The organism is Xanthomonas sp. WHRI 10204, from assembly GCF_040202875.1.
In the GTDB taxonomy this organism is placed as follows: Bacteria; Pseudomonadota; Gammaproteobacteria; order Xanthomonadales; family Xanthomonadaceae; genus Xanthomonas.
Genome location: NZ_JBEGDW010000002.1, coordinates 713,818 through 726,263, shown reverse-complemented (window position 1 = coordinate 726,263; position 12,446 = coordinate 713,818). Strand labels below are relative to the sequence as shown.

The window sequence follows — 12,446 nt, the reverse complement described above, 5'->3', positions numbered from 1 at the left end:
GCGCAGCGTGGCCGCATGCGTTGTCGCAGGCCGCCAGTGCGTTGCCTGGCCGCCTGCGCGTGCTGCCATCATGCAGCCAGGTTGTGCCGCCGCAGTCTGGCTTCGAACACCACGTCGCCGGCTTCGTTGCGCGCCTGCAGCGTGCCGCCATGCGCCTTGACGAACTGATCGGCGATGAACAATCCCAGCCCCAGGCCCTGGCTGGCATGGAAGCTGGCCTTGAATGGTTCGAACAAGCGCGGCATCAGGCTGTCGGGGATGTGCCCGGTGTTGCGGACCGACAGCCGCAGCACGTCATGCTCGCGGCCGTCCAGATGCACCTGCACCGGATGACTGCCGCCATGCAGCACCGCATTGCCGACCAGGTTGGACACCACCTGCGCCAGCCGATCGCCGTCGCCGTCGCCGTCCAGGTCGCCTTCGGTGCGAAGATCGATGGTGGTGAGCGGGTTGGCCTGCGCCACCTCGCCGACCACGCTATGCGCCACTTCGCCCAGATTGCAGGGGCCGAACTGCATCGATAGCCCGTCGGTGCGCAGGCGCGAGAAATCCAGCAATTGTTCGACCATGCGCGCCATGCGCCGCGCGCTGGTTTCCAGATGCCCGAGCGTGCGTGCGGCCGAGCCGTCGCCATCGACGTCCAGGCTCAGTTTGTCCGCACACAACAGGATCACCGAGAGCGGCGTGCGCAGATCGTGGGTGAGCACCGCCATCATGGTTTCGTTGAGCGTGAGCGCGCGTTCCAGCGAGACATTGCGCGCCTTGAGCAGCCGGCGCTGTTGGTACAACTCGATAAACACATTGACCTTGCTCAGGATCACGTGGGGCTCGATGGGCTTGTGCAAAAAATCCACTGCACCGCTTTCGTAGCCCTGAAACGCGCGCATCGGATCGTTCGGCGATGCGGTCAGGAAGATGATCGGGACATGCCGGGTGCGCTGCGAGCCGCGCATCAGTTCTGCGAGCGAAAAGCCGTCCATTTCCGGCATCTGCACGTCGAGCAGGGCCAGCGCCACATCGTGTTCGAGCAGCAGCTCCAGCGCTTGCGCGCCGGAGGATGCACACAGCACCTGGATGCCATCGCGCTGCAGCAGCGCTTCCATCGCCACCAGATTTTGCGGCACATCGTCCACGATCAGGAGCTTGGCGGGTTCGTCGCCGTGCGCAGCAAGGCCGGTCGTGGTGAGATTCATGGGTGAAAGACTTCCAGTCGGTTGCAGATCGCCTGCAGGGTCAGCACCGCATCGGCACCGGCGTGGGCAAGGGCAGAGGCGGGCATCAGCGGAGACGCGGCATCGTCGGGCAGCTGGATCCAGGCGGTGCCGCCTGCTGCGCGCACTGCGGCCACGCCGGCACTGCCATCGCTGCTGGCACCGGTGAGCAGAATCGCCAACAGACGCTCGGCAAATACGTCCGCAGCCGATTCGAACAAGGGGTCGATCGCCGGGCGCGAGAACAGCACCGGCGCATCCATCGACAGGGCCAGGCTGTCGCGAGTTTCCACCAGCAGGTGATAGTCGGGCGGGGCAATGGTCACGGTGCTGGCGCGCAATGGCTGCTTGTCGTCCGCCTCGCGCACCGGTAGCGCGCACCGCGCGTCCATCAGCTCGGCCAAATGGCTGGTGCGGTCGCGCGGCAGATGCAGCACCACCAGCACCGGCATCGGCAGATCGGCGGGCAGGTGGGACAACAGCGCCTGCAGCGCCATCACACCACCGGCGGAGGCGCCGATCACGATGGCGTCGAAGTGTCGGTGCGCGAGTGTGCTGCTCATGCGGCCTTCCGATACAGGCGTTGTTCGCGTGCGCAGGTTTCAAAGGCCTGCGCATGCGCGCCGAATTGCAGCGATTCCTTGCTGCCCAGGCCCAGAAAACCGCGGTGTACCAGCGCGTCGAAGAACAGGCCCACGGCACGGTCCTGCAGGCCGCGGTTGAAATAGATCAGCACATTGCGGCACGACACCAGATGCACTTCGGAGAACACCGTATCGGTGGCCAGGCTGTGATCGGCGAATACGATATTGCGCTTCAAGCGGCGGTCGAACACCGCACCGTCGTAGGCAGTGGTGTAGTAGTCCGACAACGACCCACGGCCGCCGGCATCCAGATAGTTGCGGCTGAACTGTGCGATGCGATCGATGCCATACGCGCCGGCTTCGGCCATGTTCAACGCTTCGGGATTGATGTCGGTGGCGTAGATGACGGCCTTTTCCAGCAAGCCTTCTTCGTGCAGCAGGATCGCCAGCGACCAGACTTCTTCGCCGGTGCTGCAGCCTGCCACCCACAACTTGATCGACGGATAGGTGCGCAACACCGGCACCGCATGCTCGCGCAGTACGCGAAAATACGCCGGGTCGCGAAACATCTCCGACACCTGCACGGTGAAGAACTGCATCGCCTGCGCAAACGTCTCCGGTTCGTGCAGCAGCCGATGCTGCAAATCGGCCACGCGGGCGCACTCGAAACGCGCCATGGCATGGCGCATGCGCCGCCGTAACGACGACACCGCGTAATCGCGAAAATCGTAGTGATAGCGCTGGTACACCGCTTCCAGCAGCACCCGCAACTCCAGATCGAACAGTTCAACCGGCGTCATTGCCGCGAGCACCAGACCCGGCACAGCGACACCAGCTTGTCCACGTCGATGGGCTTGGCGATGTAGTCGTTGGCACCGGCTTCCAGGCAGCGTTCGCGGTCGTCGGCCATGGCCTTGGCGGTCAGCGCGATGATGGGCAGATCCTGCCACTGGCGATTGGCGCGGATCTCGCGCATCGCAGTGATGCCATCCATCTCCGGCATCATGATGTCCATCAGTACCAGGTCCACCTCGCGCTCGGCCAGGCGTTCCAGCGCTTCGCGGCCATTGCGTGCGATCTCCAGGGTCACGCCCAGCGGTTCGAGCACGCTGGACAGCGCAAAGATGTTGCGCACGTCGTCTTCGGCCAGCAGCACGGTGGCGCCGTCGAGTACCGCATCGCGGCGCCGTGCTTCGCGCAGCAGGCGTTGCTGGTCGCTGGGCAGCGAGGCTTCCACGCTGTGCAGGAACAAGGTCACTTCGTCGAGCAGCCGTTCGGGCGAGCGCACGCCCTTGATGATGATGCTCTTGGAATACCGGCGCAGGCGCTGTTCTTCATCGCGCGTCAGTGCACGCCCGGTGTAGACGATCACTGGCGGGAACGCCACCGCGTCGTTGCCGGCCATGCGTTCGAGCAGGTCGTAGCCGCTGCCGTCGGGCAAGGTGAGATCTGTGACCATGCAGTCGAAGGTGGAGCCGGCCAACTGCGCCATCGCCTCGGCAATGCTGCCTACTGCAACGATGTCCAATTGGTCGCGCGCCAACAGCAACTGCAGGTTTTCGCGCAAGGCGCTGTCGTCTTCGACGATGAGCAGGCGACGCACCGCACGCGCGTTGGTGTCTTCCAGTTGACGGATCGCACCGGCCAGCAACTCGCGCGTTGCCGGCTTGATCAGATAGCCCACCGCACCCAGTTCCAACGCGATCTGGCTGCGTTCCAGTGCAGACACCACGTGCACCGGGATGTGACGGGTGGCGGGATCGCGCTTGAGGCGTTCGAGCACGCTCAGGCCGGAGGCATCCGGCAAACCGATGTCGAGCAGGATGCCGCTGGGGCGCAACTCGGCGGCCAGTCGCAGCGCTTCTTCGGCGCTGGGTGCGACCACACAATCGAAATCCAACTCGTGCGCCAGGTCCACCAGGGCCTGCGCAAAGCGGGTGTCGTCTTCCACCGCCAGGATCAGCCGACCGGGACGGGTGCGCTGATCGCGGTCGTCCTGTGCGCGTTGCTGTGGCGCCGCGTTGGGCGCAGGAATCGGCAGCGGTACTGCAGCGGAGACAACCCCGGGGTGCTCGCCAGGCCGCGCTGTCATCGTCATGCCGGTGTGGTGACGCGATAGCGCGGGCGCGTTGATTGCACTCGACGTCGACGTCGATGTCGATGTCGGCGTCGATGTCGCTTCGGCGGCGCGCATCGCTTCTGCTGGTGCACCGTCGGTCGGCAATTCCAGGGTGAAGCAACTGCCGCGCCCGGGTTCGCTGTCCACGCTGATGCTGCCGCCCATGCGTTGTGCCAGGTCGCGCGAGATCGACAAGCCCAGGCCCGTGCCGCCATAGCGACGCCGTGTGCTGCCATCGGCCTGCCGGAACGCTTCGAAAATCACATCGGTCTGTTCGCGTGCGATGCCGATGCCGGTGTCGTCGACCTTGAACAGCACCCGTCCTGGTGCGCTTGCCTGGATCGACAGACTTACCGTGCCGCGTTCGGTGAACTTGATCGCGTTGGCCAGCAGGTTCTTGAGGATCTGCTGCAGACGCTGGTTGTCGACCACCAGCTGCGTCGGTGCGTCGGCCTCGGTGCCGATCTCCAGGGTCAGGCCCTTCTGTCGCGCCAGCGGTTCAAAGGTGTCGCGCAGTCGTTGCAGCACCGAGCTGGTGGCGATGGTGTCGTCGGTCAGTTCCACGTGCCCGGCTTCGATCTTGGACAGATCCAGGATGTCGTTGATCAGCGCCAGCAGATCGTTGTTGGACGACAGAATCGCCTGCGCGTACTTCACTTGGTCGGCGCTGAGCGTGCCGTCCTTGTTGTCGGCAAGCAGCTTGGCCAGGATCAGCGCGCTGTTGAGCGGAGTGCGCAGCTCGTGCGACATGTTGGCCAGAAATTCCGACTTGTAGCGCGAAGCGGTGGCCAGTTCGTTGCCATTGCGCACCAGCTGGCCTTGCGCGACCAACAGCGCCTGCTTCTGCGCTTCCAGCGCCTGGGTACGTTCTTCCAGCTGGACGTTGGTCTGTTCCAGTTCGGCCTGCTGCTGTTCCAGATCGCTTTGCGATTGCTGCAGGCTGCGGCTTTGTTCTTCCAGTTCTTCGTTGGCCACGCGCAGTTCTTCCTGCTGCGTCTGCAGTTCCTCGCTCTGCCGCTGGGTTTCTTCCAGCAGGGCCATCAACTGCGCGCGCAGCAGCGCGGTGCGCAGCGCCAGGCCGATGTTCTCGCCGCAACGCGCCAGCAATTCTTGCTCGCGCGATCCGGATGTCTGCGCGTCGGTGACCCGACCGAGTTCCAGCAGACCGATTACCCGGCCATCGGCAGTCACCGGGGCCAGCAGTAATTCCTGGCAGGCGCTCTGGCCCAGCCCGGAGGCAATCTGCAGATGCCCGGCATCCACGCCACGCACGCGGCGCACCGTGCCACGCTGCAACACCTCACCCCATTGGCCGGCATTGCTGGGCAGCGTCTTGGGCATGTCGACCGGCAGCGCCGCGCCGCCGGTGAGCCGCAGGCGCTCGCCTTCGATGCGGTACAGCGCGCCGACCTGCGCGCCCAAGGTGTCGCACAGCGCGCGCAGCGCAGCATCGGCCAAGTCTTCCGGGCTTTGATCGCCGCGCAGGCTGGCTTCGACCGTGTTTTCGGCCTGCTGCAGCCACAACCCCAATTCGGCCTGACGACGTGCGCGGATCGCCTGCGTCACCACTAACGCCATCGCCAGAAACGAGACGCCGCCAATGCTGCGGTTGATCGATGAGAAGCTCGAATTGGTGCTGGGCGGCGCCAGATGAAAACCGATCGCCAGTAGCACGCACGACAGCACACCGACTACCAGCGGCGCCTGCGGGCGGTTCTGAAAGACCGTCACGCCGACCGCCACGAAGTAGGTCAGCCATACCGCATACCCCAGCGGCGTGACCAACTCCACGCTCAACGTGCCAGCCATCAAGGCCCCCGCGATGACCCAGATCCAGCGGTCGCGTGTGGTCGAGATGTTCTGCATGAGGCGCGCGCACCAAACTGAGAGGGCGGTCATGGTAGCCGATAACTTTCACGCGCCAATCGCCGGGTTTTTGACGCTTTTCCAGCCGGGTTGGCTTGCACGCAACCTTCACGGCAACGTCACTATGGTCGCGCGCTTTTCCGGGGGAACATCGCGCGATGGAGACGGAAACGACCATCGACAACGCAGGGCCGCTGTCGCACGACAGCCGGCAGTGCCAGCTGTTGGTGCAAAGCGTCTCCGATTACGCGATCTATATGCTCGACACCGGTGGCTATGTGCGCAGCTGGAATCCCGGCGGTGAGCGCATCAAGGGTTATACCGCTGCTGACGTGCTTGGTTCGCATTTTTCGCGTTTCTATCTGCCCGAAGATGCGCAGCGCGACGAGCCCATGCAGAACCTGGACATTGCCAAGCGGCAGGGGCGTCTTGCTGTTGAAGGGTGGCGCGTACGCAAGGACGGCAGCCGCTTCTGGGCCAGCGTGGTGATCGAACCGGTGCTGGAGTTCGGCGTGCTGGTCGGGTTTGCCAAGATCACCCGCGATGTCACCGACCGCCATGACGCGCAACGTCTATTGCAGCAGGCGCAGCACGCGCTGTTGCATTCGCAGAAAGTCGAGGCGCTGGGTCGGTTGACGCTGGGCATGGCGCACGACTTCAACAACCTGCTGACGGTGATGGTGACCAGCCTGGATCTGATCGCGCTGCGTGCCGGCGACGATGCGCGCACGCGCATGCTGGTGGAAGCGGCGCAGACCGCGGTGGATCGCGGCACCTTGCTGACACGCCAGCTGCTCGCCTTCGCGCGTGGGCAGCGCCTGGTTCCGGAGCGGCATGCCGCCAACGCGGTGGTGACGCGTACGCTCGAACTATTGCGCCGCGCCTGCCCGACCGCGGTAACGCTCTCGCTGGACTTCGCCGATGCCTTGCCCGATGTATGCGTGGACCCCGGCCAACTGGAAGCGGCGCTGCTCAATCTGGTATTCAATAGTTGCGATGCGATGTCGGCCGGTGGCGCCATCACCGTGATCACCGCCGCGCAGCAGCGCGTTGCACCATCGGCGCCGCAGGGCGCAACGCGTCGTTACGTCAGCATCGCAGTGCGCGACAATGGCCCCGGCATGTCGGCACAGGTGGCGCAGTGCGCCAGCGAGCCGTTTTTCACCACCAAGGATGTCGGCAAAGGCTCCGGCCTGGGATTGAGCCAGGTGTATGGCTTTGCGTCCCAATCCGGTGGCTTTGTCGATCTGGAGACCGCACCTGGGTGCGGCACCACCGTCACCCTGTTTCTCCCGGCCATCGAGGAGGCCGAGCATGACTGAACCCCTGCGCCTGCTGATGGTGGAAGATCAAGAAGAGTTGCGCGAGTTGATCGGCGAGGCATTGCGCGATGCAGGCATCACGGTCGACACCGCCGACGATGCCCATGACGCCTTGCGCATGCTGCGCGACAGCGGCCCTTACGATGTGGTGTTCAGCGATATCCGCATGCCCAACGGCATGTCGGGGATCGAATTGAGCGAGCAGGTGGCGCAGCTGTTGCCGCAGGCGCGCGTCATCCTGGCCTCGGGGTTTGCGAAAGCGCAGCTGCCGCCGCTGCCGGCTGGGGTCGACTTCCTGCCCAAGCCTTATCGCCTACGTCAGCTTATCGACATGTTGAAGGGCGTTGCGGCCAACGCCTGAGCGCTGGCCGCAGGTTTGCATCCGCTGCGGCGTCAACGGCTCTGGTAGTAGACCTTGTCGATGGCGATCTCCACCGGCGCGCCCGGCGGATCGGCCACCAGCATGAAAGGCTGTTTGACCGCCTGCAGATCCAGGTCGTAGAAGGCACTGAACGGAATGCTCACCTCGTGCCAGGCGCCATCGCGCACCAGGCCGTACTGGTTGCCGCCGGCCGCAAAATCCACCCAGCTGTCGCCGAAGCTGGTGTTGATGCCGATCTTGAATGTCGATGCGGCGGTGGTCTTTACCTGCAGCTTCAGCGCGCCGCCGGCGTAGGCAGCCAGATTGCGGTAATCGCTCTGGATTCCCAGTCCATACCAGGCCCCCGCGTTGGCGCGATACGCCATGACATTGGCCCCTTCGAACGGTGCCTGCGCGATCGGGGTGAGGTTGTTCCAGAGATACAGTTCGGCATCCTGGCCGAAGGTCAATCGCGCGCTGGTATCGGCCTGGTCGGTGAACACACCAAAGCGTCCGGCCGGCATGGCGTGTTGGCTGCCCACATACAATTGCGAACCGGGGTTTTGATACAGACGGATGTAATCGATCTCCATCTTGCCCGGCAGCGGTGCGGTCACCGCGGCCGGTGAGGTCACCCCGGTGTAGGTGCCACCCACCGCCAGATTGAGCAGCAGATACTGCTGCTGATGGAACTCGTGCAGCGAGGCACCTTCGATATTGGAAATCGCAAATTCGAAGTACTGCTGCCCGTCGATCGAGATGCGGATGAACTGCGGGTCCCAGGTCATGCGGTACACATGGAAATCGGTGTGCAGATTCACCGGGCTGGTGTAGCTGGTGTCGTAGTCGGCCTGCGCGCCGTTGTAGTCCCAATGCACGGCCGCACCGATACGGCGATTGGCGGTGCCGTTGGCGATCGCCGCAGCCATGCCGGCTTCCATCAGATCGATTTCGCCACGCCCGGGCCACACGCCGATGGTGCCCAGCATCCAGTACGCCGGCCACAGCCCATTGCCGACCACCGGCGTCTTGATGCGCGCTTCGAGCGTGCCGTAGGTGAAATGCATACGGCCTTCGGTCTTGAGCCGTGCCGAGGTGAAGGGCATGCCGCCAAACGCTTCGCGGCGCGCTTCGATCACCAGCCGGCCGTTTTCGATGCGCGCGTTGTCGGGGCGACTGGTGTAGTACTGCATCTCGCCATTGCCCCAGCCGCACAAGCTGATCTGACACCCGTTGCCGACGTCGTATGTCCACTTGGTGCCGTCGATCGATGGACCGTTGAAGTTGTCTTCCCACACCAGGGTCTGCGCTTGCGCGCAGGGGGCCAGTGCGATGCCCAGCAAAACAGCGAACTGCATGGTGACGCTGCGTACGACGCTCATGCGCCTCTCCGATGATGGACCCGGGTCCGTGGAGAAACGACGCTGCGCAGCGCCTGGTTCAGAGTCAAAGCAATTGTTCGGCGTGTTTCCGTTCCGTGGTGTTCATTCCGGAATAATCAATCATTGGTATGACGACGGTCGCAAACGTCGGCTGCCGCATGTTGCGCGGCAGCAGCCTGATGCGATCGCGCATGCTCGGAGTATTTCACTGCCGCGCAGCGGCTGGCATGCGTGAGCCAGTCACACCTCAAACGTGTCGAGGACGCATGGAAGCGCTTGCAGCATGGCGGTGCCATCTACGCCGTACGCGCGCAGGCACTGCCATGCGGATGCGCCTGTCGATCACCAGCGTTGCACGTGCCGGCGTTCGTCACTGCCCCGCATGCACGGTCCACGCAACCAGGCGGCTTACCAGCGGCCGCACCACCAGCACGCAGCAAAACGCGGTGGGCATCGCAATGCGGTAGGCATCCAGCACGCGCCATCCGAATCCCGGCGTCAGCCCGGTATTGGCGCCGGTGATCACGACGCACATCAGCAACGCCATGATCGCGGCCATGTAAAACGCAAACACGAACGGTGTGGCGCGTACGCCGAGCTTCCAACGTGAGCGCGCCAGTGCGGAGGATGGTGGGGATGACGACATAGGGGGCCTCGCTTGCCGCGAACCAGCGGCGTAGCGCAACTCTAGGGCGAGCGTCGCAGTTCGGGTAGATCGCGTAACCTTGCGGCTTACGTAAGAGAATCTTACGAATCGCTCGGGAATACTTGCTCAATTAATGAATATTCTTCAGTCGATTCGCAGTTTCGTCTGCACCGTGGATGCCGGCAGCATTGCCGGTGGAGCCAAATTGCTGGGCGTCAGCGCCGCCGCAGTCAGCCAGAACATCGCGCGGCTCGAGCAGCATCTGGGCGTGCGCTTGCTGCACCGGACCACCCGCAGCCTGGCGTTGACCGAACGCGGTGCGCTGTATTTCGAACAGGTGCGGCAACTGGAGCGCGACCTGGAGCGTGCGCGGCAACTGGTGGCCGGCCCGCAGCAGGCGCTGGCGGGACGATTGCGCGTGGCTAGCACCGCCGCGTTCGCACGCCATGTGCTCGCACCCATGCTGCCTGCGCTGCGTCAGCAATATCCGCAGTTGGAGATCGAACTGCTGTGCACCGACCGTGTGGTGCAGCACGCGCAGGAGAGCGTGGATGTCAGTTTGCGTATCGAAGCGCAGCTGGAAGATGGCCTGGTGGCACGGCCCATTGCGGATGTGCCGTTCGTGGTATGCGCCGCGCCCGAGTATCTGGCCCGCTGCGGCACCCCCAAGCACCCCGATGAGCTCAAATATCACGACTGTCTGTTGCTGCGCTACCCGGTGGACGGGCGCTTTTTGCGTTGGAACTTCGTGCGCGACGGCGTGCGGTTTCAGCCGCAACTCGGCCAGGCGATGGTCAGCGACGATGTCGACGCGCTGGCCACCATGGCCGTCGCTGGCGGCGGCATTACCCGCCTGGCCGCCTTCGTGGTGCAGCCCTACCTGCAGCGCGGTCAACTGCAAGCGTTGTTTGTGCCCGATGGCAGCGACGCGACGCAGGCCGCCGTCGAGCCATTGCGTCTGTTTCTTTGCGTGGCCGACCGTCGTGACTTCACTCCGAAAGTGCGCGCTTTCATGGCGCACGTACTGGAACGCTTGCCCCTAGAGTGGCGCGTTGCTGAGCCGGATCCGCTACCGGCATCGGCGCCTACATCGGTCTAGATCGGCCAATCAAGCGCAGCGACCGGCCACGCGAGTGTGGGGGGGGGGGGCGTACGCACCCTGACGTGCGCACGTGACATGCTGATTTCCAGCAACTGCCTGGCTTGCATGGTGGTCGCGCACTCGTTTTGTTGCGCGCTCTTGAAGCGATAACCCCTCGATAGCTGGTTTACTGCAGCTCGAGCATCACTACCGAGTGCGCAGGCAGCGCCACCGTCAACACCTTCGCTTGCAAACGGGCGCCGTTGAATGGCTTCGGTTCGACGACGCGCGGCTGCGCAAAAGTGTTGTGGGCAGTGATCGCCGGAGCGGTCAGAATCTTCCCGTCGACGCGGCGTGCAGACAGCCCTTGCACGTCTACGCTGACACTTGCCGCGGCAGTGGCATCCAGGTTGGTCAGCGCGACATACACATGCCCATCCTTCGCCTTGACTGCCGAGCCATGCACCGCCGGCACATGCGCGTCGCCGTGGCGGTACTCCGGTGTCTGCAGCTGCAGCGGCAGATGCGTGGCGTCCTGGTAGGGCTTATACAGCGCAAACACGTGGTAGGTCGGCGTCAGTACCATCTTGTCGCCATCGGTGAGGATCATCGCCTGCAACACGTTGACCATCTGCGCGATGTTGGCCATGCGCACGCGCTCGGCATGCGTGCTGAAGATATCGATGTTCAGCGACGCAACCAGCGCATCGCGCAGGCTGTTTTGTTGATGCAGAAATCCCGGATTCGCATCGGGCAGGCCTGCGTACCAGGTGCCCCATTCGTCGACCACCAGTGCGACTTTCTTGCCCGGGTCGTACTTGTCCATGATCGCGCTGTGCTTGGTGATCAGCTCGTCCATCACCAGCGTGCGCGACAGCGTGTCGATCCAGGCGCGCTCGTCGAAGTCGGTCGATGAGGCACGCGGCGGCCAGCCGCCGGGCACGGTGTAGTAATGCAGGCTCAGGCCGTCCATCAGCGTGCCGGCCTCGCGCATCATCACCTCGGTCCAGTGGTAGTCGTCGTTATTGGGGCCGGGCGCGATCTTGAGCAGCGGCTGGTTGGCCGGCGCCTTGACGAAGGTCTGGTAGCGCCGATAGACGTCGGCCGCGTATTCCACCCGCATATTGCCGCCGCATCCCCACAGCTCGTTGCCCACGCCGAAGTAGGGCACCTTCCATGGCGCATCGCGGCCGTTGGCGCGGCGCTCATTGGCCAGGCTGGAGCGTGTGGGCGCGGTCATGTATTCGGTCCACTGCGCAATCTCGTCCGGCGCCGCATTGCCCACGTTGCCGGCGATATAGGCCTGGGTGCCGAGCAGTTCGGTGAAGTCCATGAACTCGTGGGTGCCGAACCGGTTCGACTCTTCCACGCCGCCCCAATGCGTATTGACGCGGATCGGGCGTTTGGCCGGATTGCCGACGCCATCGCGCCAGTGGTATTCGTCGGCAAAGCAGCCACCCGGCCAGCGGATGTTCGGCACAGTAATGGCCTTCAACGCGGCGAGCACGTCGTTGCGATATCCGCGCGTATTGGCAATCGGTGAGTCTTCGCCCACCCACACGCCGCCGTAGATGCCCGTACCCAGATGCTCGGCAAACTGACCAAAGAGCTGCCGCGAGACCTGCGCGCCCGGTTGGTCCGCACGCAGCGTCCCGGTCACCTTGACCTCAGCCGCCGACACGCTGCAGACGGCGGTCGCCAGGGCGGCCGCAACGACGGTCTGCGCCAGCCGTTTGCATGAAGTCCGCAAAGTGAGGGAAATCCACTGCATCGGCTGGGCGCTCCTGTGTTGGTTGTTGGGTTCGGTTACGCGCTATATCGGATGGGCAGGCGTGCCGCCAGCGTAGTACGAGCAAGGGCCGATGTCTGCGCCG

At 64.2% G+C, this 12,446-nt stretch carries 10 protein-coding genes; 3 read left to right on the top strand and 7 right to left on the bottom strand.

Annotated elements, in window-relative coordinates; translation table 11 throughout:
- Window positions 1–68: 68 nt before the first annotated feature.
- The 4 genes from ABQZ00_RS13940 to ABQZ00_RS13925 are packed head-to-tail and all read right to left on the bottom strand — an operon-like array spanning window position 69 to window position 5,780.
- The gene (locus tag ABQZ00_RS13940; protein ID WP_323538022.1) at window positions 69–1,193 is read right to left on the bottom strand and encodes a hybrid sensor histidine kinase/response regulator; all 1,125 of its coding nucleotides are present in this window, start codon (window positions 1,191–1,193) and stop codon (window positions 69–71) included.
- Window positions 1,190–1,774 (bottom strand): chemotaxis protein CheB, encoded by a 585-nt coding sequence (locus ABQZ00_RS13935; protein ID WP_323517355.1) that lies wholly within the window; start codon window positions 1,772–1,774, stop codon window positions 1,190–1,192. Before ABQZ00_RS13935 ends, ABQZ00_RS13940 begins: the two co-directional genes overlap by 4 nt.
- Window positions 1,771–2,619, bottom strand: a complete 849-nt coding sequence (locus tag ABQZ00_RS13930; protein WP_193552536.1) for a CheR family methyltransferase — start codon at window positions 2,617–2,619, stop codon at window positions 1,771–1,773. Before ABQZ00_RS13930 ends, ABQZ00_RS13935 begins: the two co-directional genes overlap by 4 nt.
- Window positions 2,592–5,780 carry a response regulator gene (locus ABQZ00_RS13925; protein ID WP_323538023.1) on the bottom strand — a complete coding sequence of 1,063 codons (3,189 nt, stop codon included), beginning with the start codon at window positions 5,778–5,780 and terminating at the stop codon, window positions 2,592–2,594. The genes ABQZ00_RS13930 and ABQZ00_RS13925 overlap by 28 nt, the downstream gene beginning before the upstream one ends.
- Window positions 5,781–5,938: 158 nt before the next feature.
- Here ABQZ00_RS13925 and ABQZ00_RS13920 point away from each other — a divergent pair, with 158 nt between their 5' ends.
- Together ABQZ00_RS13920 and ABQZ00_RS13915 are read left to right on the top strand one after the other, a co-directional pair.
- Window positions 5,939–7,102 (top strand): PAS domain-containing hybrid sensor histidine kinase/response regulator family protein, encoded by a 1,164-nt coding sequence (locus ABQZ00_RS13920; RefSeq protein WP_323538024.1) that lies wholly within the window; start codon window positions 5,939–5,941, stop codon window positions 7,100–7,102.
- Entirely contained in the window at window positions 7,095–7,463 is a 369-nt protein-coding gene (locus tag ABQZ00_RS13915; RefSeq protein ID WP_055845468.1) for a response regulator, read from the top strand. Before ABQZ00_RS13920 ends, ABQZ00_RS13915 begins: the two co-directional genes overlap by 8 nt.
- 32 nt (window positions 7,464–7,495) lie before the next feature.
- Here ABQZ00_RS13915 and ABQZ00_RS13910 read toward each other — a convergent pair whose 3' ends face one another.
- The gene (locus ABQZ00_RS13910) at window positions 7,496–8,845 is read right to left on the bottom strand and encodes a glycoside hydrolase family 16 protein (RefSeq protein ID WP_323538025.1); all 1,350 of its coding nucleotides are present in this window, start codon (window positions 8,843–8,845) and stop codon (window positions 7,496–7,498) included.
- A gap of 370 nt (window positions 8,846–9,215) precedes the next feature.
- Complete coding sequence (locus ABQZ00_RS13905; protein WP_055845463.1) at window positions 9,216–9,491, bottom strand: DUF2798 domain-containing protein; 276 nt, start codon at window positions 9,489–9,491, stop codon at window positions 9,216–9,218.
- Window positions 9,492–9,624: 133 nt separating this feature from the next.
- Between ABQZ00_RS13905 and ABQZ00_RS13900 the strand changes: the two genes are divergently transcribed.
- Window positions 9,625–10,590: a LysR family transcriptional regulator gene (locus tag ABQZ00_RS13900; RefSeq protein ID WP_323538026.1), complete on the top strand. Its 966-nt coding sequence runs from the start codon at window positions 9,625–9,627 to the stop codon at window positions 10,588–10,590.
- 169 nt (window positions 10,591–10,759) lie between these two features.
- Here the strand turns inward: ABQZ00_RS13900 and ABQZ00_RS13895 are convergent, their stop codons facing one another.
- A complete protein-coding gene (locus tag ABQZ00_RS13895; RefSeq protein ID WP_323538027.1) occupies window positions 10,760–12,343 on the bottom strand; it encodes an alpha-N-arabinofuranosidase in 1,584 nt (527 codons plus the stop codon).
- Window positions 12,344–12,446: the final 103 nt, after the last annotated feature.